The organism is Pseudomonas sp. M5 (assembly GCF_016907075.1).
GTDB lineage: Bacteria > Pseudomonadota > Gammaproteobacteria > Pseudomonadales > Pseudomonadaceae > Aquipseudomonas > Aquipseudomonas putida_E.
Map to the genome: position 1 here is coordinate 1,687,767 of NZ_JAFBBH010000001.1, position 22,736 is coordinate 1,710,502.

Here is a 22,736-nt window from a genome sequence, read left to right on the forward strand (position 1 = left end):
CACGATGAACATTACACAAGAGACCCTTGAGCGCTTGGCGGCTGATCTGCGCAGAGCTGAAGGAAAGGGCGAGCCTGTTGGACCACTGCGTGACGTGATCGGCGCCACAAACGTGGAAAGTGCCTATGCGATTCAACGCTTGAACCAAGCCCATGCCATCGCAAATGGACAGCGTCTGGTTGGCCGCAAGATTGGATTGACCAACCCCAAGGTCCAGGCCCAGCTGGGCGTAGACCAGCCGGACTTCGGCTGCCTGTTTGCAGACATGGCGTACGGCGACAACGAAGTGGTTCCGTTCGAACGTGTTCTGCAGCCCAAAATCGAGGCAGAAATTGCACTGGTTCTGGAACGCGACCTGCCTAGCGCTTCCACAACTTTCGCAGACGTCATCGCCGCAACTGGCTGGGTTCTCCCGGCGCTTGAAATTGTCGGCAGCCGCATTGAGGGCTGGAACATCAAATTCGCCGACACCGTGGCTGATAACGCATCAAGCGGGTGTTTTGTCCTTGGCGGCCCTGCACAGCGCATTGATGGCCTAGACCTGCGCGGCGCAACGATGCGGCTCTCTAAAAACGGTGAGGTCGTCAGCTCTGGCAGTGGTGCCGAATGCCTGGGTAATCCGCTGAATGCAGCTGTTTGGCTCGCTCGCACAATGGCTGAGTTTGGTGAACCTCTCAAAGCAGGCGACATCATCCTCACAGGTGCCCTGGGACCGATGGTCGGCGTAAGCGCAGGTGATCATTTTGAAGCCGAAATCGAAGGCCTTGGCCGCGTCGGCGTGTCGTTCAGTGTCGAGTGATGGAGATCTAGAAATGACTACAAAACGCAAAGTCGCCATTGTCGGCTCCGGAAACATCGGCACCGATTTGATGATCAAGATCCTGCGCAATGCCAAGCACCTGGAAATGGCCGTGATGGTTGGTATCGACGCTGCTTCTGATGGTCTGGCCCGCGCAGGCCGAATGGGCGTGGCTACCACTCACGAAGGTGTCGCTGGCCTGGTCAAAATGCCAGAGTTTGCTGACATCGATTTCATCTTCGATGCTACCAGTGCCGGTGCTCACGTCAAAAACGACGCCATGCTGCGTGAGTGCAAGCCAGGCATCCGGGTGATCGACCTTACTCCGGCAGCTATCGGCCCTTACTGCGTACCAGTGGTTAACCTCGAAGAACACGTCAACGCGCAGAACCTGAACATGGTCACGTGCGGCGGCCAGGCAACTATTCCAATGGTCGCTGCAGTATCGCGTGTTGCCAAAGTGCATTACGCAGAGATCGTCGCATCAATTGCCTCCAAATCGGCGGGCCCAGGCACCCGAGCGAACATCGACGAATTCACTGAAACCACCTCGAAAGCCATCGAAGTCATTGGCGGCGCAGCCAAAGGTAAAGCCATCATCATCATGAATCCGGCTGAGCCTCCTCTGATGATGCGCGACACCGTCTACGTGTTGTCTGAAGCAGCGGACCAGGATCAGGTTGAGGCCTCCATTGAAGAAATGGTTGCCGCAGTGAATGCGTATGTCCCCGGCTACCGCCTCAAGCAGAAAGTGCAGTTTGAAGTCATCCCTGAATCTGCCCCACTGAACATTCCCGGCCAAGGCAAATTCAGTGGCCTGAAGACCTCTGTTTTCCTTGAGGTCGAGGGTGCTGCCCATTACTTGCCATCGTACGCAGGCAATCTCGACATCATGACTTCTGCTGCGTTGGCTACCGCCGAGCGCATGGCACAGTCGATGAGCCAAGCCTGAGGAGCGCAGATATGAACGGTAAAAAGCTCTACATTTCGGACGTGACCCTGCGTGATGGTATGCACGCTATTCGTCACCAGTACTCACTGGATCAGGTCCAGGCAATCGCTCGAGCACTGGATGTCGCCAAGGTCGATTCGATCGAAGTAGCCCATGGTGACGGCCTTCAAGGCTCCAGCTTCAACTACGGCTTCGGCGCACACACCGATATCGAGTGGATCGAAGCTGCCGCCGACGCGGTGAAGCACGCCAAGATTGCAACACTGCTGCTCCCAGGGATTGGTACTCTACACGACCTCAAAGCGGCCTATACCGCAGGCGCTCGCGTCGTCCGTGTCGCCACCCATTGCACCGAGGCAGACGTCTCCAAGCAGCACATCGAATACGCCCGTAAGCTCGGCATGGACACGGTTGGCTTCCTGATGATGAGCCACATGCAGACCCCCGAAGGCCTCGCGCAGCAGGCAAAACTGATGGAAAGCTACGGTGCCACCTGCATTTACGTCGTCGACTCCGGCGGCGCGATGAATATGGATGACATTCGTGAGCGCTTCCGCGCAGTGAAAGGGGTGCTTGATCCGGCCACTCATACCGGTATCCACGCACACCACAACCTGAGCCTCGGCGTAGCCAACTCGATCGTCGCCGTGGAGGAAGGCTGTGACCGCATCGACGCGAGCCTGTCAGGCATGGGCGCCGGTGCTGGTAATGCCCCACTGGAAGTGTTCATTGCGGCAGCAGACAAGCTGGGCTGGAATCACGGCACTGACCTGTACGCCCTGATGGACGCAGCAGATGACCTGGTTCGCCCACTCCAGGATCGCCCGGTACGTGTTGATCGGGAGACTCTCGCGCTCGGCTACGCCGGTGTGTATTCGAGCTTCCTTCGCCATGCAGAAGTTGCAGCTGCGCGCTATGACATCAAAGCAGTAGACATCCTGGTCGAGCTGGGCAAACGCCGCATGGTCGGTGGCCAGGAAGACATGATCGTCGATGTCGCACTGGATTTGCTGAAGCGCTGAGGTTCGCAGACAGCTCCACGCAAGCTGTCTGCAGCAATCCCCTCCCGTCAGGGAGGGGGTCTATGAGACAACAATAAGAGAGACCACCCGACATGAATGCCTCGCAAAATCCCTACTGGCAGCACCTCCGAACACGCAGTGATCAGCCCACCTACTCACTCTTTTCTGAGTGATTACTGAGCTGATGTAGCTCCACATTACTGGCGTTACTAAAACCACAATCACGTGTTTTCTGAAGACCTTTCAAGGGCTTCGGAGGGGGTCGCTATGACTGACAAAACTGACAAGACCAAACTTTTCATCACCATCGCGCTTTGCTTCCTCGTAGCATTGATGGAAGGCTTGGATCTCCAAGCCCCAGGGATCGCGGCTCACGGCATGTCTGCCGACTACAGCTTGGATAAGCTGGAAATGGGCTGGGTCTTCAGTGTTGGCGTACTTGGTATGCTCCCAGGCGCTTTCATTGGCGGCCGCCTTGCTGATCGCTATGGCCGGAAGAAAGTACTCATCGTCTCGGTTGCACTATTCGGCATCTTCTCCCTCGTCACTACGGTTGCCTGGAGCTTCAGCGCGTTGCTGTTCGCCCGGCTCCTGACAGGCGTGGGGTTGGGAGCATCGCTGCCCAACCTGATTGCACTCGCCTCTGAAGCCGCTGGTGAGCGCATGCGAGGCACGGCAGTAAGCTTGATGTACTGCGGTGTACCGCTGGGGGCCGCGTTGGCAGCCGCCATTGGGCTGCTGGATTTCGGGGCTGGCTGGAAGCTCGTCTTCTACGTCGGCGGCGTGGTCCCTTTGGTCATCGTTCCCTTGCTGGTTCTCTTCCTGCCCGACGTGTACAAGCAATCAATTGCAGCCACCACCACGATCGAAGTTCCCTCCACCAAAGCCATCCTGGTTGAAGGCGGTGCACTGAAGAAAACCCTGCTCCTGTGGGTTAGCTTCTTCTTCACACTGATGGTCACCTACATCCTGATCAACTGGCTGCCAAGCATCCTGATTGGACAGGGATTCAAACCGAGCGAGGCAAGCGTCGTCGTATTGGCCATGCAGCTTGGAGCGGCCGTGGGTACGTTGATGCTCGGCGTTGCCATGGATCGCCTACCTATCTGGGCCATGTCGGCACTGGTTTATGGGGGCATTCTGATTTCCTTGGCCTGCCTGACCGTGGCGGCTTCACTCCCTACCATGATCGGTGCAGGATTCTTGGCCGGCATCTTCACAACGGGTGGCCAGTGCGTGCTCTACGCCCTTGCTCCTCAGTTCTATCCCGCCAATGGCCGGGCGACCGGGACCGGCGCAGCACTCGCTGTCGGTCGTATTGGTGCCATGACGGGACCACTCGTCGTAGGAAAAATGATGGTCCTGGGGGCCGGTGCGGGCGGCGTAATGTTGGCCTCGGCGCCGGGCATCGTTCTAGCGGCTATCTCGCTGCTTTATCTCTCGTCTCTGAAGAAGCGCCCTGAGCTGAGTGCTTCAGCGGTTTGACCGAAATTGCGTCATCACAAAAACAAAAAAGAAGACACGACATGAGCAAATCAACAACTATTGCATTCGCCGGGCTGCTGGCTATGCATGCTGCTTCACTCCAGGCAGCCGGGTTCGTGGAAGATTCGAAAGCTAAGGTAACGCTGCGCAACTATTACTTCGATCGCAATTACATCAACCAGACGCCGCAAGCTGCGGCGCGAGAGTGGGCCCAAGGCTTCATCGTCAATTTCAACTCGGGCTTCACCGAGGGCGTGGTCGGCTTTGGATTGGATGCTCAAGCCATGATGGGTTTGCGCCTGGACTCCTCACCAGACCGGGTAGGCACTGGCCTCTTGCCGTTCTCTGCCGCCACCAGGGAGCCCGCTAAGGATTACTCCGAGCTAGGGCTCACAGCGAAGATCAAAGTTTCCAAAACCGAGCTGCAGTACGGCACTGTGAGCACGTTCTTGCCGATCGCATTCGCAAGTCCAACACGGCTGCTGCCACAGACTTTCCGCGGGACCTACCTGCGCTCGCAAGACATCAGCAATTTGTCACTGCACGCGGGGTGGTTGGACCGAATCAACCTACGAGATTCAACTGATTACCAAAAGATGCGAGTTTCAGCGCCGAACGGACGTTTCAACGGAGCTGCGGAGTCTGATGCCTTCTATTTCTTGGGCGGCGATTACGCCTGGTCCAAAAACCTAACCCTCAAGTACTACTACGCAGAGCTGGAAGACATCTACGACAAGAACTACCTCGGTTTCGTCGACACCCGTGAGCTGGGTTCAGGACGGCTCACTTCCGACTTCCGCTTCTATGACTCCAAAGACAATGGATCCGCAAAAGCTGGGCAGGTAGACAACCGCAATACTGCATTGATGATGACCTACCAGCTCGGCGTGCATCGTCTCGGCGTTGGCTTCATGCAGCTGACCGGCGATACCGCTATGCCCTATCTCTTTGGTACTGAGCCTCTGGTGATAACCGAAGGCACCCTAAGCTCGGAGTTCCTAAACCCTAAAGAGAGAAGCTGGCAGGTCAAGTACGACTATGACTTCGCTGGGGTTGGCGTCCCAGGACTGAAGGGCATGTTGCGTTACGTCAGCGGGGACAACATTGATCTTCCGAACCTTGGCGGCGGCAATCTCAAAGAGTCGGAAAAAGACGTCGAGCTTTCCTATGTCATCCAGAGCGGTACCTTCAAAGATGTGGCACTCCGAGTAAGGCACGCTTGGTATCGAAATGATTTCGGTCCTGGCGCTACTCACCGTGATGACAATGAGCTGCGAGTGAACGTCGACTACACATTTGCTTTGTGGTGAAACGACGCGCTAGTGCCGTTTCAATCCGGGGAAGAAAAAGAGTGACGACATAGGAGTTGAGCATGACAGGTCGCAGCACACTAGGGATCTGGTTTACTTTTCTGTTTGGTGCGATCTGCGCGCTTGGCCCAATGTCAATTGACATGTCCTTGCCTGGGATTCCTAACTTGGAGCATGAACTGGGTGTGCAAGGGGGAAAAGGCTCGTTGACCTTGGCGATATTCCTCGCTGGGTTCTGCTCAACACCTCTTGTCAGCGGGCTGATCGCTGATCGCTTCGGTCGTCGCATCACGCTACTAGTCAGCCTATTATGCTACAGCCTCGCAGCTTTAGCCTGTTCACACTCCAGTGACTTCACGGCTCTGCTTGTGGCTAGAGCTTTCCAGGGTGCCGCTGCCGGTGCATGTGTTGCCCTTCCGTTCTCGATTGTCAGAGAGAGTCTTCCAGAACAGACAGCACGCACCCATATAGCCAGCTTGACGGCGGTTGTGGGTCTCGGACCATTGATCGCGCCATTGCTTGGCGGCGTGATCACTGATTTCTGGTCCTGGCGTACGGTTCACCTCGTACAGGCGCTGGCGGGGGCCGCCATTTGGCTTGGGCTCTGTTTAACCTATAAAGAAACACTTATACCGACCCTGCGTAAGCAAATCTCGTTCACCTCAGCAGTCATTCGATGCGCGGCATTTTTGAAGAACCTGGTTTTTTCCTGCTCATCAATCATCTATGCCGCTTGCTTTACCATCATGTTCGTATTCATCACGGCTTCGCCAAAAATTTTTTACGGTGATTACTCTGTAACGGGGCTTCAATTTTCATTGCTTATTTCTCTCATCTCAGGTGCCGCGTTTTTTGGCTCCTTGACCACCGCTGCCTTGAACCGTCGAGGCTGGACCGACAGAAGGGTCATGGTGATCGGCTGTTCAGGCTTACTGATTAGCATCGCAGCACTCGTACTGCAGAGAACGCTCGGCGAAATTTCGTTAACCATGCTTGTCGTATTTACCAGCCTAACGATCTATTTTTTTGGATTGGTATCCCCAGCAGCAACCCACAGTGCACTTTCAACGGCAACGGAGGATAGAGGCACCGCCTCAGGACTCCTCCGGACTGTTCAAATGCTTTTCTCCGCAGGGATTAGTGTGACTCTTCCTTGGTTCTACGAGCTGATGCCGGCCTTGAGTGCAGCGTTGCTGTTGATGAGTTTCTGCCTAGCTGCGGCCCTCATTGCTCTGGTAGGTATGATAGCTACTTGTCGCCCCATATCAGAAAGAGAAGAAATTGAAGCGGTTGAAAAAACTTAACTGCTTGCGCGCTGAGTGCCCCCAGGGGATGGGCAAAAGCAGGCACTAGAGAGGCTGACGAAATGCAGCTTCGGCCTCGTTGTCTACGCCATGCTTGCATGCTAGCATGCAAGCATGGGTTGGCGGCAGGCTACTCCTCGCACTTTGCGTTGACCTGATTGCCCTGAACCTAAAGAACAATAAATATCCGGAGGTCCCATGCAGCAGCCCCTCATCACATACGCGCACTCTAAGTCGCAGCGTTCTGACGTTCGTCCTTAAAAGCTGGCACTACCTGACGCCTAGTTCGTCGGCGTTCCGGTTTCCAGCACCAAAACTGATCCGAGCCTTTGCGAGCTCGAAACGACCTTTGTAACGCCTGGAGAATAAGAAAATGACTACCTCCAATAGCTTTGACACCGATGTTTTGGTGATCGGCACTGGCCCTGCTGGTGCGACCACTGCCCTAGCACTCGCCACCTACGGTGTGCGGGTAAAAATGGTCACCATGTTCAACTGGCTGGCAAACTCGCCGCGCGCTCACATCACGAACCAGCGTGCCATGGAGGTCGTGCGTGACCTTGGGTTGGAAGAGGAGGTGGTGAGAGCGGCCACGCCCTGGGATCAGATGGGCGATACGCTGTTCACCACCAGTTTGGCAGGTGAAGAAATCGCACGTATGCGCACCTGGGGCACTGGCGACAAACGCAAGGGCGACTACGTCCAGGGCAGTCCATGCACCATGCTGGATCTCATCCAGCCTGAAATGGAGTCTATCCTGCTCAAGCATGCTGCAGCACGCGGTGCTCAAGTGAGCTTCAACACCGAATACTTGAGCCATAAGCAGGATGCCGAAGGTGTAACTGCTCGCATGAAGGACGTTCTGACCGGTATCGAATACGAGGTCCGAGCGAAGTATCTGGTGGGCGCCGATGGAGCCAACTCCAAAGTAGCCAAAGAAATCGACCTACCGATCGTAGGCGAGATGGCAAGGGCTGGAACCGCTTACGTCATTTTCAACGCAGACCTGAGCAAGTACGTAGAACACCGTCCAAGTATCCTGCAGTGGATCGCTACTCCAGAAGCTGGTTTCGGTGAGATCGGCATGGGTTTGTTGCGCGCCATCCGTCCGTGGGATCAGTGGATTGCGGGTTGGGGCTTCGACATAACCAAAGGCGCTCCGGATCTATCCCCAGAAGTGGTACTAGACAAGATTCGTCTTTTGGTCGGTGATCCCAAGCTGGAAGTTCAGATCGAACGCATGTCGACCTGGTATGTAAACCAAGCACATGCCACCGAGTACTCCCGTGGCCGAGTGTTCTGTGCTGGCGACGCTGTTCACCGTCACCCACCATCAAGCGGCCTGGGCTCCAACACCTGTATGCAGGATGGCTTCAACCTTGCCTGGAAGCTGGCTTACGTTCTTAAAGGCTTTGCCGATCCGAATCTGCTGGAAAGCTACACCGCAGAGCGTGCGCCCGTGGGCAAGCAGATCGTGGCACGTGCCAACCAGTCGCGTAAGGACTATGCCCTGCTGAAAGAGTGCTTCAACTTTGGCAATGGCGTGGACACCATCGCCAAGCTGCTTGATCGCATGCGTGACCCCAGCCCGGCTGGTGTGGAAGTTCGCATGAACCTGCAGAAGGCGCTGGAAATCAAGAGTCGCGAATTCAACGCTCAAGGTGTCGAGCTGAACCAGCGCTACGTGTCCTCTGCCGTTAAAGCTGATCCTAGGGATGGTGTTGAGCTCTGGGCTCGTGACAAAGAACTGTACCTGCAGGCTACCACTCGCCCTGGTGCCAAGCTTCCTCACGCTTGGCTAGTTAACGAAAGCGGCCACCGGATTTCTACACTCGATGTCGTGGGTAAAGGGCAAATGACGCTTATCACGGGCCTTGCCGGCCAGGCATGGGTGGCTGCTGCAGAAAGCTTAAACCAGCCATTCCTGAAAACCGTTGTAACAGGCGCAAAAGGGACCGCGGACCTCTACTGCGATTGGCAATCGGTTCGTGAGATTCACGAGGCAGGCGCGCTTCTGGTTCGACCTGATGGCTATGTCGCTTGGCGGCACAGCAACGCTGTTTGGTCGGCCGACGAAGCAGTTTCAGAACTGCAGCAGGCTCTCCAAAGCGTCCTCGGTTAAGCATTACCTCGGAGGCCCGGCTCGATGCCGGGCCTTCTTTTTATTTGCTCCAACTGCGCTGGAGGCCACTCGGCCGCTGCGCTGCAAACACTAGATGTAAAAACCAACCGATAAGAGCCCGTGGGAGAGTGGCGCACCTGCTGCTGCGCCTCCCTCTCAGGTCCAAACTGCCTCGAGTGCGATGAGGGTGAACTATGGCTAAGGCCGCTGATGTCGTTGTGCAATGCCTGGAAAACGAAGGTGTCGAGTATGTATTCGGCATTCCCGGTGAGGAGAACCTCGACCTACTGGAATCCCTGCGCAAGTCGAAGATTAAGCTGGTATTGACCCGTCACGAGCAGTCCGCGGGCTTCATGGCCGCCACCTATGGTCGCCTGACCGGCAAGACCGGCGTCAGCCTGTCGACCCTCGGCCCTGGCGCGACCAACTTGGTGACCGCCAGCGCCTACGCCTATCTCGGCGGCATGCCGATGATGATGATTACCGGCCAGAAGCCGATCAAGAAGTCCAAGCAGGGCCGCTTCCAGATCATCGATGTGTGCGGCATGATGGACCCCATCACCAAGTACACCCACCAGTTCGCCTCGGCCGACAACATCCCGGCACGCATGCGCGAAGCCTTCCGTCTGGCTGAAGAAGAGAAACCGGGCGCCGTGCACCTGGAACTGCCGGAAGACATCGCCGCCGAGCAGACCGACAGCTTGCCAATTCCACCGAGCCTGCACCGCCGTCCGCTGGCCGAGCACGTGGCCATCGAAGCTGCCATCGAGAAACTGCGCACCGCACGCAGCCCTATCCTGGTAATCGGTGCCGGCGCCAACCGCAAGATGACCGCCAAGGTCCTCAAGCAACTGGTCGATAAGACCGGTATCCCGTTCGTCACCACCCAGCTGGGCAAGGGTGTAGTTGACGAGCGCAGCCCGCGCTTCCTGGGTAATGCTGCGCTGTCGTCCGGTGATTTCGTGCACCGTGCAATCGAAGCGGCCGACCTGATCGTCAACATCGGCCACGATGTGATCGAGAAGCCGCCGTTCTTCATGCTCCGTGGCGGCACTGAAGTCATCCATATCAACTTCCGTTCTGCCGAAGTCGACGCCGTGTACTTCCCGCAGATCGAAGTGATCGGTGACATCGCCAACGCCGTCTGGCAGATCGCTGAAGGTCTGGGCGACACCTCGCACTGGGACTTCACCCGTCTCATGGCGATTCGTGAAGCCAACGAAGCCCAGATCGCCGAAGGCGCCGACGATGACCGCTTCCCGGTCTATCCTCAGCGCCTGGTGGCCGACATCCGTCGCGTGCTGCCGTCCGAAGGCATCGTCGCTCTAGACAACGGCATCTACAAGATCTGGTTCGCCCGTAACTACAAGGCGCACAAGCCCAACACCGTGCTGCTCGACAACGCCCTGGCGACCATGGGCGCCGGCCTGCCGTCGGCCATGGCAGCGCACCTGGTGTACCCGGACCGCCCGGTGATCTCGGTGTGTGGCGACGGTGGCTTCATGATGAACAGCCAGGAATTGGAAACCGCGGTTCGCCTGAACATGCACATTACCGTGGTAATCCTGCGTGACGACGGCTACGGCATGATCCGCTGGAAGCAGGCGAACATGGGCTTCACCGATTTCGGTCTGGACTACGGCAATCCGGACTTCGTCAAATATGCCGAAGCCTATGGTGCCAATGGACACAGGGTGGAAAGCGCGGATGCTTTGCTGCCACTGTTGGATCATTGTATTGCCAACCCCGGCGTTCACGTCATTGACTGCCCAGTCGACTACAGCGAGAACGACCGCATCCTGAACAGTGAACTGCGCAAGCGAGCGCTGGCGGTCTAATCAGTGGCAGAAACGGCGCTACGGTTGACAGTACTCTGTTGAGGCTTGCGGAACTTGAACCTCCTCGCACAGTAAGTGGCGAGGAGGCTCCTTGAGCACCGCCAAGAATGATCTCAACGCGGCTTTGATGACTTGAGGCGGTTGATGCTGGCTGCGTAGGCCCTCATAAAGCAACCCGGTGACCAACCCTTTGAAGACGGCTATCGAAGTGAGAAGGTCCAGAGTCTTCGGCAATTCACCTTGAATAATCGCATGCCTAAGCACCTGATGAATGTACTGCAGGAAGCGATTACTCGCTTGCTCCATGCGGCTATGGATCAGACCCGATTCGTCCCCCCCCTGATAAATCAAGATTTCCGAGAACTGCTTTGACTGGGGGCTATTAACAGCATCAAGCATGGCGGTCACCACTGCTTCCCAGGAGAGTTCGATCCCGTCGTCGGCGGAGAACTCCAATTCAAGTGGATGCTGCCGCGATGTCAGCACCGCCTGAAGTACTTCTTGCTTCCCATTGAAATGCCAATAAACGGCGCCACGAGTGACGCCCGCCTTTCGGGCTATTTGGTCCAGCGTAGCGTCTGGAAATCCTTGGGCAGCGAACACCTCGACAGCCGCGTCGATAATGCGCTGTCGTGTCTCTTCCGCCTCGGCTACCGTCTTCCTGGCCATTTTAACTAGGGCGCTTTCTTCGACGCGCGACCGATGGCGCGCTCTATATTCTGCTTGCTCAATAGCAGAGCTTTTTTGATCGTGTCCGACTGCTTACTCGCTCTGGAACTCGGCATTACGACTGCGAGGGAGTAATAGCCAAGGTAGGTATCCAAAAGCGTTGCGAATGAGCAAACGCCATCGATATGTTCATCCAGATCGCTTGCTATGCCGCTCGCCCTGACTTCACTCAGTTGCTTGATCAGCGCCTGTCGTCCGAGCGTGTTTGGGGTGAACACTGGAAGTTGATCACTGAGTGCTGCTGGGAGTGACTCCTCAGGCAGCGCTGCCAAAAGGACCTTACCTGCGGCGGTCGCAGCGGCGGGCACATTGATGCCAATCGGAAACACCACACGCAGCTCTCGTTCTGACACGATGCGATCCAGCACGTAGATTTTATCGCCGGCTAGAGAAGCCAGGCAGACCGACTCTTCAAGCTCCTCCGCCAATGAGCGTAAGTACGGCTTTACCAACGAAAGAATGTCTGATTGTGCCTGGTTGATGAGCTGGCCAAGCGCCGGCCCAAGGCGGAAGCCTCCACTAGGGCCCAATGCCTCAACCAAAAACTCTTCTTCCAGGGCGTTGATGATTCTCTGGACGGTCGAGCGCGGCAGCCCGACCAACTGCGCGATAGCCGCCAAACTCAAGCCATTCGGATGACTGCCAAGGGCTCGCATGATCGAGGCAGCTCTGGCGATGACTTGAATACCCCCCGCCTTGCCACCGACTTCGTCTGATTGGTTCATATCTCTCCTCAGCGTGCACCGCTGCAGCATCTGTTATGGCCGCCACTTTAGAGCTCCGTGCCTCGCCTAGCCAGTCACACGTTCCGAACATCTATCTCACCAACGTTCGACCGATGGTTATTACTGCTTGCTTGCGCTCATAGTATCGCATAGTGGTACACTTGACCACATGGTGATTCAGCAATTACAAGTCCCCGGCCTAGGGGCGCAGAGATGGAGCAAATCGGTGAGACAGATACGATCCTCGCGTGCATTACATGCAATTCCCCTAACGGCGCTGATGCTGGTGACCGGCTGTGGTGAAAAAGACCACATCGCCTCAGCTCCGCCTCCCCCTGACGTGGGCGTATACACCGTCCGCTCACAGTCTCTGACCCTGACAACCGACCTGCCCGGCCGGACCTCGGCCTACCGGGTAGCGGAAGTGCGCCCACAAGTATCGGGGATCCTTCAAAAGCGGTTCTTTGTTGAGGGGACTGAGGTCAAGCTGGGTCAGCAGCTCTATCAAATTGACCCGCGTACCTATGAGGCGCAATTGCGTCGGGCCGAAGCTAATCGAACTACTGCGCAGAACCTGGCTCGACGATATGAAACGTTGTTGAAAACCAAGGCTGTGAGCAAGCAGCAGTACGACGATGCCCTTGCCGCATGGAAACAGGCGGAGGCTGACTATCAGGTCGCTCGTATCGACGTTCAGTACACCCGTGTGCTTTCGCCGATCTCAGGCCGCATCGGACGGTCGACAGTTACCGAGGGTGCACTCGTTACTAACGGTCAAGCACAGTCGCTCGCCACTGTTACTCAGCTAGACCCGATCTATGTTGACGTCACTCAGCCGATCACGAAGCTACTGGGCCTACAACAGGCATTGGAGTCAGGGCGACTTCAGAAGACAGGTGAGAACCAGGCCGAAGTCAGCCTGACCCTGGATGACGGTAGTGCTTACCCAATCCCGGGCACCCTTAAGTTTTCTGAGGTCAGCGTTGATCCGACCACAGGTTCAGTAACCCTTCGCGCCGAATTCCCGAATCCTAATCGCAAGTTGCTTCCAGGCATGTTTGTTCACGCCCTCCTGAAGGAAGGTGTGCAGCAGGCGGCGATCCTGGTTCCACAACAAGCCATCAGCCGCGATACGCGTGGCGTGCCAAGTGTCTGGGTGGTGAAGGCCGACAACACTGTTGAGGCCCGCGAGGTCCAGACCCTACGAACTGTGGGCAACGCCTGGCTGATCAGCAAAGGCGTATCCGAGGGAGAGCGAATCGTGACCGAAGGTATTCAACGTGTTCGCAGCGGCATCGCCGTCAATGCGGTAGAAGCCAAGAATGTGGATTTGGTAGCTGACTTCGCCGCTACCACTGAAGCCTCGGCTAACTGAGAGGGCGCAGTAAATGTCTCGCTTCTTTATCGACCGGCCGATCTTCGCTTGGGTTCTCGCTATCGTAGCCATGCTCGCCGGCGCACTCTCGCTGGCCAAGATGCCGATTAGCCAATATCCAAACATCGCGGCCCCTGCCGTTTCGATCCAGGTCAGCTACCCAGGTGCTTCTGCACAAACCGTCCAGGACACGGTGGTCCAGGTCATTGAGCAACAGCTCAGTGGTCTTGATGGGTTCCGATATATGTCGGCTGAAAGCGCCTCTGACGGCAGCATGACCATCATCGTGACCTTTGAACAGGGGACCGATCCGGATATCGCTCAAGTTCAGGTGCAGAACAAGCTGCAACTGGCGACACCTCGTTTGCCGGAGGAAGTTCAGCGTCAGGGTCTTCGCGTAGTGAAGTACCAGATGAATTTCTTCTTGGTCATGAGCTTGGTGGATCGCTCGGGGAAGCTCGATAACTTCGACCTGGGTAACCTGATCGCTTCACAGCTTCAGGATCCCATTTCGCGCATTCCAGGCGTCGGTGATTTCCAGCTGTTTGGCTCGCCTTACGCAATGCGTATCTGGCTAGATCCAGGCAAGCTCAACAGCTATCAGCTGACACCTACTGATGTCGCCAATGCTATCCGGGAACAGAACGTCCAAGTGTCCTCTGGCCAGTTGGGTGGATTACCAACTCGCTCAGGCGTCCAGCTGAATGCCACCGTTCTCGGCAAGACGCGCATGACAACGCCTAGCCAGTTCGATGAGATCTTGATCAAGGTGAACGCGGACGGCTCACAGGTACGAGTGAAAGATGTCGGACGTGCCGAACTGGGGGCTGACAGCTTCGCCATTTCCGCGAAATACAAGGACTCCCCAACCGCGAGTCTGGCGCTGCGTTTGTCCACCGGTGGCAACCTGCTGGAGACCGTAGAAGCTGTCAAGAAGCTGATGGAGGAGCAGAAGGCCTATCTGCCAGATGGCGTGGAGGTCGTTTATCCCTACGATACAACACCTGTCGTTGATGCCTCGATTGAGTCGGTAGTACACACTATTTTTGAGGCGGTGGTACTGGTCTTCCTGGTTATGTATCTGTTCCTACAGAGCTTCAGGGCCACACTGATCCCCACCCTGGCAGTTCCCGTGGTGCTGCTCGCCACATTCGCACTTCTGCCCTATTTCGGCCTCAGTATCAACGTACTCACCATGTACGCCATGGTGCTCGCCATCGGCTTGCTGGTCGATGATGCGATCGTCGTGGTCGAGAACGTTGAGCGGCTCATGCACGACGAAGGGTTGACGCCACTTGAGGCTACCCGTAAGTCAATGGACCAGATTTCCGGGGCCTTGGTGGGTATCGGCATGGTGCTGTCGGCTGTGTTCGTACCGATGGCTTTCTTTGGTGGATCCGCTGGCATCATCTATCAACAGTTCGCGATCACCATCGTGGTCTGCATGGGACTGTCGATCTTTGTCGCGCTTGTGTTCACTCCAGCACTTTGCGTGACCATCCTCAAAGCTCCGGAAGGCGTTTCCCACCACGAGAAAAAGGGCTTCTTCGGCTGGTTCAACCGCATCTTCGACCGCGGCACTCTGCGATTCGAGCGAGGCGTCGGTGCAATGCTGAAGGGGCGCGGTAGATACCTGCTTGCGTTCTTGCTGATCACTGGAGGAACCGGCTATCTGTTCACCCAGATCCCGAAGGCATTCCTGCCCAACGAAGATCAGGGCTTGATGATGATCGAAGTGCGTACGCCGGCAAATGCTTCAGCGGAGCGCACCGAGGGTGTGCTTCAAGAGGTGCGAGACTACTTGAGCAATGATGAAGGTGCGTTGGTTGAGCACTTCCTGACGGTGAATGGTTTCAACTTTGCTGGTCGTGGTCAGAACTCGGGGCTGGTACTGATTACCCTTAAGGATTGGAAGGAGCGTCACGGCGCTGGGCAAGACGTATTCAGCATCGCGCAACGGGCTAATCAGAATTTTGCCAAGATCAAAGATGCCAGCGTCATGGCGTTCGTGCCCCCTGCCATTCTGGAAATGGGGAACGCGATGGGCTTCAACTTGTACCTACAGGACAACCTAGGTCTTGGTCATGAAGCATTGATGGCAGCTCGAAACCAGTTCCTGCAATTGGCAAGCGAAAACCCCAAACTCCAAGCAGTGCGTCCAAACGGTAAGGACGACGAGCCGCAATTCCAGGTGAACATTGATGACGAAAAGGCCCGTGCGCTGCAGGTAAGCATCGCGTCTATCAACGAAACGATGTCGGCAGCCTGGGGCTCGATGTATGTCAACGACTTCATCGACCGCGGTCGGGTCAAACGGGTGTACGTACAGGGCGAAGACATCTCACGAATCTCTCCAGAAGACTTCGATAAATGGTACGTGCGCAATAGCCTTGGCCAGATGGTTCCGTTCTCGGCGTTTGCAACCGGTGAGTGGGTGAACGGCTCACCGAAGCTGGAGCGCTACGGTGGCATTTCTTCCCTGAACATCCTCGGCGAGCCAGCCCCTGGATACAGCACTGGTGACGCGATGATTGCCATCGCTCAAATCATGCAAAAGCTGCCTGCTGGCATCGGCCTGAGCTACACCGGTCTCTCTTATGAAGAAATACAGACTGGCGACCAGGCACCGTTGCTCTACGCATTGACTGTGCTGATCGTATTCCTGTGCCTGGCCGCACTGTATGAAAGCTGGTCGGTACCGGTCTCGGTGATCATGGTTGTTCCTCTGGGTATTTTGGGCGCCGTGCTGGCAACGCTTTGGCGCGACCTGACGGCGGATGTGTACTTCCAGGTGGGCTTGATGACGACAGTTGGCCTGTCCGCCAAGAACGCCATCCTAATCGTGGAGTTCGCAAAAGAGCTGTATGAAAAGGAAGGTTATCCGATCGTCAAAGCTGCGATAGAGGCCGCCAAGCTGCGTTTGCGTCCGATTTTGATGACCTCGCTGGCATTCACATTCGGTGTGCTGCCGATGGCCATTGCATCGGGCGCAGGCGCTGGGAGCCAGCACTCCATTGCTACGGGCGTCGTCGGAGGCATGATCACAGCAACCGTGCTGGCCGTCTTCTTTGTTCCGCTGTTCTACGTGGTAGTTGTCAAGCTTTTCGAGGGGCTCATGAAACGAAAGCCAAAAGCGGTCAAGGAGGTGACTCATGAAGTTTAAGTCGCTCCCCGTCTTTGCATTGCTGATGCTCAGCGGATGCAGCTTGATGCCCGACTACCAGCAGCCAGCCGCCCCCGTGCAGGCGCAATGGCCAACGGGCGAGGCCTACGGCGGGCAGGGAGACCAGCGTAGTATCGCGGCGGCTCTCCCCGAGGCAAAAAATTTCTTCAAAGACCCAGCGCTGGTCCGCCTCCTCAATGCGGCGTTGGAGAACAACAGAGATCTTCGAATCGCTGCCAAAAATGTTGAATCCTACAGAGCGCTTTACCGCATCCAACGAGCGGAGCGGTTTCCCACACTTGATGGCGAAGCATCTGGAAATCGAACCCGCTTGCCTGATGATTTGTCCCCCACCGGCGATTCTCGGATCGATAGCCAGTACCAAGTCGGCCTGGTGACTGCCTACGAGTTGGACTTATTTGGCCGAATCCGAAGCTTGTCCAGCCAAGCGCTTGAAAAGTATCTGGCTACTGAGGAGGCGCAACGCAGCGTTCAGATCGCACTGATAGGCGATGTGGCAACCACTTATTTTCTGTGGCGAACCGACCAAGCACTTTTGGAGCTGACCGAAGCGACGCTGACCAGCTATGTCGAAAGCCTGGCAATGATCGAGTCCAGTGCAGCGGCGGGTACTTCGTCGGAGCTGGATGTTCGACAGGCGAGGACGCTGGTTAACCAAGCCCAAGCACAGCAGGCTTTGTACACCCGGCGTATCGCGCAGGATGTAAACGCACTGCAATTGTTGCTGGGCTGCAAGATTCCAACTGATTTGCCACAAAACTTGCCACTGGCCATGAGTGCCATAGGGAAGGTTCCAGCAGGGCTACCAGCAGATCTGCTACTAAACAGACCGGACATCCGTTCTGCCGAGCATCAGCTTATGGCCGCTAATGCAAACATCGGGGCGGCTCGTGCGGCATTTTTTCCACGCATAAGCCTGACAGCGTCAGCGGGCTCAGCCAGCAGCGATCTGGACGGACTGTTCAACGGCGGATCTGAAAGCTGGAGCTTCGCTCCACAAATCAGTGTGCCGATCTTCAATGCAGGAAAGCTGCGAGCCAATCTCGATTACGCTGAAATTCAGAAGGATGTGAGCGTTGCGACTTATGAAAAGAGTATCCAAACGGCTTTCCGGGAGGTAGCCGACGGCCTCGCTGCGAGGGGAACTTATGGTAAGCAGCTTCGTGCTCAGAACGAATTGGTTGATAACTACAAATCGTATTTTGGCTTAGCGCAGCAGCGATACGACCAGGGCATTGATAGCTACTTGACAGTACTGGATGCCCAACGCGAACTGTTCGCCTCACAACAGAAGCTATTGAATGATCAGCTCGATCAAATCAACAGTGAAGTCCAGCTTTACAAAGCCCTTGGGGGCGGCTGGAGCGTAAGCCAGAACTGAGAATCTGGGGCAGCGCCTTACAGAAGTGCTGCCCTACTTTTCAAGAGAATGCTTGAATAAATTCTTCGACCTAAAGTGGCGAGCCAACGCCAATTTTAAATCGGGAGCAATAGCAATGTCGTTGACATCAGCAAGCGCGATAGAGGTTCGCTTTGATAAGCGTCCTGACGATGATGTTCTTTTAGCCATAGACGAGCTGGTCAACGTGCTCCGCACCGAGCCGGGGTGCATGAGCTACTCGATAATCGCGCTAAACAAATACTTCAGCTCGATGATTATTAGCGGCTTCTGGACCAACGAAAAGGATATGATTGATCATTTTTCAAATTCGAGTTTCGCAGCGTTGATAGCGTGCTTGACATCCAGCTGCCGAAGCATCTGCTTCAGATCATTATTTATGGATAGTGAAATACGGAGCCAACATGCAGAGCCCTGAAAAAATCTTGCTGAATGCAGACTTACATAGTTTAATCACTTTCTTGGTGGTGTACCAAGAGAAAGGAGTGACACGAGCATCCCAACGCTTGGGGGTAAAACAGCCAGCCATCAGCAATACCATAGCCAAGCTTCGCAAACGATTTGGCGATGAGCTCTTTTTGGGTAAGCGGCCTTGGATACCAACAGAGCGCGCTGACCAGCTCGCTACTGCTCTAGGACCTGCATTCCACACTTTGCAGGAGGCACTCGCCAGCGTGGATAAAGAGAGCGCTCAGTAAGTTAAGTGCAATATTTAAACCGCCTTCCCCCAGGCGGCTTCACCCTATTCCAAATCGAAGACGTAAAAAAACTATGGCCTAACGGCCATAGTAAAGGGAGGTTATTTATACCATCCAAGGAGCCAAAATGAAGGCCACTACGCGCTCATCTGAGAAGCAACGACTTAAAGAATTTTGGTAAAAAAGCCGCTTGCGGGCAAGCGGCAACACCAAAGGGCAATGAAGGACACTCGCTTGGTACAAGGAAGGGTACCGCGCCTCACTTCATCGAGAGGTACAGTAATGGAAAACCTCCAACCAGTGAAATCAAACATAATAATAGTCACTATCGATAGACTTCTTCGCTCAACACCACCCTGCTTGTTCAACTACAATTTATCATAGGACTACACGATCAGCAGACGCTGAACAAAGCTCATTTATCCCCCTCTCCGCTTGATCGTCATGGAAGGTGATTCTCCGAATCGCTGCTTGTAATCAGAGGAAAATCGACCGAGATGGGTAAAGCCCCATTTCAATGCGGTGGACGAAACTTGAACGTGAGCATGCTGCGGGGTCTCGAGCTCTACACGAACGCGCCGCAGGCGAATCTCCTTCAAGAATTGCATCGGTGACAGTCCGCGGAAGCGTTGAAAACTCAGCTGAACTGTTCGAGCAGTCACGCCAGCGTGCCTTGCAATCTGCGAGATCGTAAGGGGCTCTTGAGCATGCTCTTCCATGAACTCCTCAATCATCCGTACAACCGCGGGGACTACTTTCTTTTCGGCCGAATCCCGCAGCGCCTGGCTGTGATTACTTTCATGGAACTCGAGCAAAGAAGAGGCCAGCACCTCACCAATTAGGCTTTGTAGATGCGATGAATGTAATGACTTGGACGACAGCTGGCTGTAAGCCCACCCCAGTGTCTGCAGCCAATTCTGGCCAGCGAAGGTATCCATTGGCAACTGAGGCTGAAAGGAAATGTCCTGCTTGATACTCCTCCCCAGCTGACGTTGAAGCATGGTTTCCAGCAGCGTTCGATCAATACGGACGAGCAGCTTGTCAGTGCCAGGGAAATGATTGAAGAAGGAGTGCCGGTGGTAGTTGAAAACGGTGGCATGCCCCGGGTTGCAGTTGAGGCGTAACTGATCACTGATCACGTGTTCATGGCCAGTGAGGACCGACTGGACCAGCACGATATTATCCAGCTTCCCTGGATGGATAGCGACCTCTCCCCCAAAGGACATTCTGGCAACCCCAGCCTCGCCAGCCGACCGATGAAAAAATTGAGCCTTGAACTCGGTTCCCTTTTTTTCAAGCCGGTTCTTGCAAAACATCCGCTCACCGCACAGCACTGCCTCCTCAAGATTCGACGACTCGCAGACGCTGAAATCCGCGAGAACCTGATCAGATGGTACGAATGGGGCGACGTTGGGCCAGGCCATAGAGAGCCCTCAAAAAGGCAATGAGTTATACGAGCAACCTAGCAACAAAAGGGAACTGAGAACAACGTCATGGCGACGATCTGTATCGTCGCCCTGCTCCGCCATTAGCTGTGCACGATGTAGTAGTTCAGGAAGCCGCTGGCATCGGTTTTGATGTCTTCAAGGGCTTCGTTGAGCTGGTCCAGTGTGTAGGGTCGAGGTGCCCACTGATTGGTGTCGAGCAATCCCGTTCTGATCAACGCCATCAGCTCCTGGGCTTCTGCGGTGGTGAACCACAGGGAGCCGATGTACTGAAGCTGTGTACACATGAACGGGTGAGGATCGATAGGAATAGGTCCGCTGACACCGCCGATCTGTACGATCTTTCCTCCCGACGTAACGGCGTTCATGGCCGAAACAGAAAGCTCCGCCGGAGCCTTCGCGCCAAGCGTATCAACGACTGCATCAACTCCGCACGTAGCCATTTCACGAATGCTTGAATGCAAGTCGGTACTCGTGATTTGCAGCGTGCGAATGCGCTTTGGGGCCAGTTGGCGGAGCCGTTCGAGTGCAGTCCCATCTCGTGCTGCCACGATGATATCCGTCACGCCCATCGCTACTGCGGCCAGTGTTGCACCGATACCCAAGGTTCCAGAAGCCCCCAGTACCAGTAAGCTCTGACCTGGCGTGAGTTCGAGCTTTTTCAACGCAGAGTAAGCAGTGCCTAGGTATCCAAGGCGTGTGGCTAGCTCGAATGACAAGTCGTCAGGCAAAGTGATCAGGTTACGCGCAGGTGCTCGGAGAAATTGGGCGTACCCGGCATGGCGATACTCGCGGAATACCTCTTTCGAAGACGGGCTGAATCCGAAATAGCCCATGAAGGTATAGCTAGCGCACCGCGTCGGAAGTCCGGCCAGGCACTGTTTGCATGTACCGCAACTCAGTCCAGGATTGACGTAGACCCGGTCGCCTTCCTTGAAATCTTTCACAGAGCGACCAACCGATACCACGGTGCCAGCGGCGTCCAAACCGAACACAGCAGGCAGCTCAGGCAGCGGTAGAAACGGGTACCACTCCGGGAAATTTGTGACGACGTTGCGCAGATTGGGGATAACAGCGCAGGCGGCAGTTTTGATCAGGACGTCATGCTCTCCAACATCAGGAAGAGGAATTTCGTCCACGGTAAATTTGCCACCAACTTCGTGGAGGCGAGCGGCCAACATCGTACCTGGCATGAAGCAAACCCTCTTTTTTTCGTTGTCAGGGCTGTGGGGCTCTTGGGAGCCGTTAAGGTGTGACCGGCGCATCGGCGGCCACAGCTCTAATTATCCGCTCGACTTCAAACGTGGCTATCCAGGCCCAGTAGCCGCTATACAGATAACGAAATTAATTGGCATCACTCGGTGCGGGTTGAGGTGATGCAGCCAGATTTTGGGCCAACTGACGCAGCCAGCGATTAGCCGGGTCAGCATCATCCCTCGGATGCCAAGCCATCACGAGTTGGAAAGGCTCGCTTTTAAACGGCAACTCAAACGTCTCGATGGCTTCGTGCTGGGACTGAATAAGCATGCGAGGCATCGTACAGACCAAGTCCGTCGACATCAGGACCCCTGGGACCATCCCAGCGGTCGGCACGGTAAGGTTGATCCTTCGGCTCATGCCGGCGGAGCGCAAATACTCATCCATGTAACCCCTGAAGCTCTCCCGTTCTGGCGATACGACAAGATGATTGAGTTCACAGTACCCATCCAGGGTAAGAGGCTCGCGTCCACGAGGGTGATCTTTGCGCTGCGCCATGACGAACTCATCGTTCCCCAGTGCTGTGAGTTTTACCCCCTGCGGAACGCCGCGGCTTGAGTCGATCAGCAGATCGAAAAAACCCTCCTCCATTTGCCGTCCTATGAGTCCAGGATCAACGGCATTGAGAGACACCTGAATCTGCGTGCCTGCGTGCTTGGTGATTGAGGCGATCAACGGCTCGCAGATGGTGCTCAAGGCTGTATCACAGGCGGCTATCCGGAAGACCCTCTTGTCGTTCAAAGGATCGAATCCCAACTCACATTGAATGACTGAACCGAGAGTCTTCAATGCCGAGCGAAGAGGTCCCCGCAACGCCAAGGCCCGGGCAGTAGGGGCCATGCTCCGGCCTTTTTGTATAGGGACCAACAGCGGATCGCCCATGAGCTCGCGCAAGCGTGACAGCTGTGCAGACATTGCTGGCTGGCTGATATGAAGCCGTGTAGCTGCCCTGGTCACGTTCAGCTCAGCCAGTAACGTGTCCAGCGAAACCAAGAGATTGAGGTCGATACGCGATAGGTCCATGACCAATCCATCCTGATGATAGGTCGCATAACGATAAACAATTTCATGGATAGCTTCACGGGAATCTAT

At 55.6% G+C, this 22,736-nt stretch carries 18 protein-coding genes; 13 read left to right on the top strand and 5 right to left on the bottom strand.

Annotation, left to right across the window (positions count from 1 at the left end; all coding sequences use genetic code 11):
• The first annotated feature begins 4 nt into the window (after positions 1 to 4).
• From mhpD to JOE27_RS07810, 8 genes are all read left to right on the top strand, one after another.
• Entirely contained in the window at positions 5 to 799 is a 795-nt protein-coding gene (mhpD, locus tag JOE27_RS07775) for a 2-keto-4-pentenoate hydratase (RefSeq protein WP_173880907.1), read from the top strand.
• Positions 800 to 812: 13 nt separating this feature from the next.
• Positions 813 to 1,751, top strand: a complete 939-nt coding sequence (locus JOE27_RS07780) for an acetaldehyde dehydrogenase (acetylating) (RefSeq protein ID WP_135198484.1) — start codon at positions 813 to 815, stop codon at positions 1,749 to 1,751.
• A gap of 11 nt (positions 1,752 to 1,762) precedes the next feature.
• A complete protein-coding gene (mhpE, locus tag JOE27_RS07785) occupies positions 1,763 to 2,773 on the top strand; it encodes a 4-hydroxy-2-oxovalerate aldolase (RefSeq protein WP_135198398.1) in 1,011 nt (336 codons plus the stop codon).
• A gap of 267 nt (positions 2,774 to 3,040) precedes the next feature.
• The gene (mhpT, locus tag JOE27_RS07790; RefSeq protein ID WP_135198397.1) at positions 3,041 to 4,258 is read left to right on the top strand and encodes a 3-(3-hydroxy-phenyl)propionate transporter MhpT; all 1,218 of its coding nucleotides are present in this window, start codon (positions 3,041 to 3,043) and stop codon (positions 4,256 to 4,258) included.
• Positions 4,259 to 4,299: 41 nt separating this feature from the next.
• Positions 4,300 to 5,568, top strand: a complete 1,269-nt coding sequence (locus tag JOE27_RS07795; RefSeq protein ID WP_135198396.1) for an OprD family porin — start codon at positions 4,300 to 4,302, stop codon at positions 5,566 to 5,568.
• 62 nt (positions 5,569 to 5,630) lie between these two features.
• Positions 5,631 to 6,872, top strand: coding sequence for an MFS transporter (locus JOE27_RS07800; protein WP_135198395.1), 1,242 nt, complete (start codon positions 5,631 to 5,633; stop codon positions 6,870 to 6,872).
• Between the two features lie 373 nt (positions 6,873 to 7,245).
• Positions 7,246 to 8,994 (top strand): FAD-dependent monooxygenase, encoded by a 1,749-nt coding sequence (locus tag JOE27_RS07805; protein ID WP_173880911.1) that lies wholly within the window; start codon positions 7,246 to 7,248, stop codon positions 8,992 to 8,994.
• A 194-nt stretch (positions 8,995 to 9,188) separates the two neighbouring features.
• Complete coding sequence (locus tag JOE27_RS07810) at positions 9,189 to 10,832, top strand: acetolactate synthase large subunit (protein ID WP_204918468.1); 1,644 nt, start codon at positions 9,189 to 9,191, stop codon at positions 10,830 to 10,832.
• An 18-nt stretch (positions 10,833 to 10,850) separates the two neighbouring features.
• Here JOE27_RS07810 and JOE27_RS07815 read toward each other — a convergent pair whose 3' ends face one another.
• Entirely contained in the window at positions 10,851 to 11,501 is a 651-nt protein-coding gene (locus tag JOE27_RS07815) for a TetR family transcriptional regulator (RefSeq protein ID WP_135198392.1), read from the bottom strand.
• 5 nt (positions 11,502 to 11,506) lie between these two features.
• A complete protein-coding gene (gene srpS / locus JOE27_RS07820; RefSeq protein ID WP_135198391.1) occupies positions 11,507 to 12,286 on the bottom strand; it encodes a solvent efflux transporter transcriptional repressor SrpS in 780 nt (259 codons plus the stop codon).
• Positions 12,287 to 12,512: 226 nt separating this feature from the next.
• Here srpS and srpA point away from each other — a divergent pair, with 226 nt between their 5' ends.
• From srpA to JOE27_RS07845, 5 genes are read left to right on the top strand one after another with little or no spacing between them, the layout of a single operon-like run.
• Positions 12,513 to 13,661 carry a solvent efflux RND transporter periplasmic adaptor subunit SrpA gene (gene srpA / locus JOE27_RS07825; protein WP_156352722.1) on the top strand — a complete coding sequence of 383 codons (1,149 nt, stop codon included), beginning with the start codon at positions 12,513 to 12,515 and terminating at the stop codon, positions 13,659 to 13,661.
• A 13-nt stretch (positions 13,662 to 13,674) separates the two neighbouring features.
• Complete coding sequence (gene srpB, locus JOE27_RS07830; protein ID WP_135198389.1) at positions 13,675 to 16,824, top strand: solvent efflux RND transporter permease subunit SrpB; 3,150 nt, start codon at positions 13,675 to 13,677, stop codon at positions 16,822 to 16,824.
• Positions 16,814 to 18,226, top strand: coding sequence for a solvent efflux RND transporter outer membrane subunit SrpC (srpC, locus tag JOE27_RS07835; protein WP_135198388.1), 1,413 nt, complete (start codon positions 16,814 to 16,816; stop codon positions 18,224 to 18,226). Before srpB ends, srpC begins: the two co-directional genes overlap by 11 nt.
• A gap of 52 nt (positions 18,227 to 18,278) precedes the next feature.
• Positions 18,279 to 18,662 carry an antibiotic biosynthesis monooxygenase gene (locus JOE27_RS07840; RefSeq protein WP_173880923.1) on the top strand — a complete coding sequence of 128 codons (384 nt, stop codon included), beginning with the start codon at positions 18,279 to 18,281 and terminating at the stop codon, positions 18,660 to 18,662.
• Complete coding sequence (locus tag JOE27_RS07845) at positions 18,649 to 18,942, top strand: LysR family transcriptional regulator (RefSeq protein ID WP_135198386.1); 294 nt, start codon at positions 18,649 to 18,651, stop codon at positions 18,940 to 18,942. The genes JOE27_RS07840 and JOE27_RS07845 overlap by 14 nt, the downstream gene beginning before the upstream one ends.
• A 419-nt stretch (positions 18,943 to 19,361) precedes the next feature.
• On the opposite strand, the gene JOE27_RS07850 is transcribed toward JOE27_RS07845, so the two are convergent.
• The 3 genes from JOE27_RS07850 to JOE27_RS07860 form a co-directional block, all read right to left on the bottom strand.
• A complete protein-coding gene (locus JOE27_RS07850; RefSeq protein ID WP_135198385.1) occupies positions 19,362 to 20,366 on the bottom strand; it encodes an AraC family transcriptional regulator in 1,005 nt (334 codons plus the stop codon).
• A gap of 104 nt (positions 20,367 to 20,470) precedes the next feature.
• Complete coding sequence (locus tag JOE27_RS07855) at positions 20,471 to 21,580, bottom strand: alcohol dehydrogenase catalytic domain-containing protein (protein ID WP_135198384.1); 1,110 nt, start codon at positions 21,578 to 21,580, stop codon at positions 20,471 to 20,473.
• A 151-nt stretch (positions 21,581 to 21,731) separates the two neighbouring features.
• A complete protein-coding gene (locus tag JOE27_RS07860) occupies positions 21,732 to 22,667 on the bottom strand; it encodes a LysR family transcriptional regulator (protein WP_204918470.1) in 936 nt (311 codons plus the stop codon).
• Between the last annotated feature and the right edge of the window lie 69 nt (positions 22,668 to 22,736).

Excerpts from the sequence above, each read along its gene's own strand:
- mhpD (WP_173880907.1), top strand. The coding sequence starts at position 5 with ATGAACATTACACAAGAGACCCTTGAGCGCTTGGCGGCTGATCTGCGC.
- JOE27_RS07780 (WP_135198484.1), top strand. The coding sequence starts at position 813 with ATGACTACAAAACGCAAAGTCGCCATTGTCGGCTCCGGAAACATCGGC.
- mhpE (WP_135198398.1), top strand. The coding sequence starts at position 1,763 with ATGAACGGTAAAAAGCTCTACATTTCGGACGTGACCCTGCGTGATGGT.
- mhpT (WP_135198397.1), top strand. The coding sequence starts at position 3,041 with ATGACTGACAAAACTGACAAGACCAAACTTTTCATCACCATCGCGCTT.
- JOE27_RS07795 (WP_135198396.1), top strand. The coding sequence starts at position 4,300 with ATGAGCAAATCAACAACTATTGCATTCGCCGGGCTGCTGGCTATGCAT.
- JOE27_RS07800 (WP_135198395.1), top strand. The coding sequence starts at position 5,631 with ATGACAGGTCGCAGCACACTAGGGATCTGGTTTACTTTTCTGTTTGGT.
- JOE27_RS07805 (WP_173880911.1), top strand. The coding sequence starts at position 7,246 with ATGACTACCTCCAATAGCTTTGACACCGATGTTTTGGTGATCGGCACT.
- JOE27_RS07810 (WP_204918468.1), top strand. The coding sequence starts at position 9,189 with ATGGCTAAGGCCGCTGATGTCGTTGTGCAATGCCTGGAAAACGAAGGT.
- JOE27_RS07815 (WP_135198392.1), bottom strand. The coding sequence starts at position 11,501 with ATGGCCAGGAAGACGGTAGCCGAGGCGGAAGAGACACGACAGCGCATT.
- srpS (WP_135198391.1), bottom strand. The coding sequence starts at position 12,286 with ATGAACCAATCAGACGAAGTCGGTGGCAAGGCGGGGGGTATTCAAGTC.
- srpB (WP_135198389.1), top strand. The coding sequence starts at position 13,675 with ATGTCTCGCTTCTTTATCGACCGGCCGATCTTCGCTTGGGTTCTCGCT.
- srpC (WP_135198388.1), top strand. The coding sequence starts at position 16,814 with ATGAAGTTTAAGTCGCTCCCCGTCTTTGCATTGCTGATGCTCAGCGGA.
- JOE27_RS07845 (WP_135198386.1), top strand. The coding sequence starts at position 18,649 with ATGCAGAGCCCTGAAAAAATCTTGCTGAATGCAGACTTACATAGTTTA.
- JOE27_RS07850 (WP_135198385.1), bottom strand. The coding sequence starts at position 20,366 with ATGGCCTGGCCCAACGTCGCCCCATTCGTACCATCTGATCAGGTTCTC.
- JOE27_RS07855 (WP_135198384.1), bottom strand. The coding sequence starts at position 21,580 with ATGCCAGGTACGATGTTGGCCGCTCGCCTCCACGAAGTTGGTGGCAAA.
- JOE27_RS07860 (WP_204918470.1), bottom strand. The coding sequence starts at position 22,667 with ATGGACCTATCGCGTATCGACCTCAATCTCTTGGTTTCGCTGGACACG.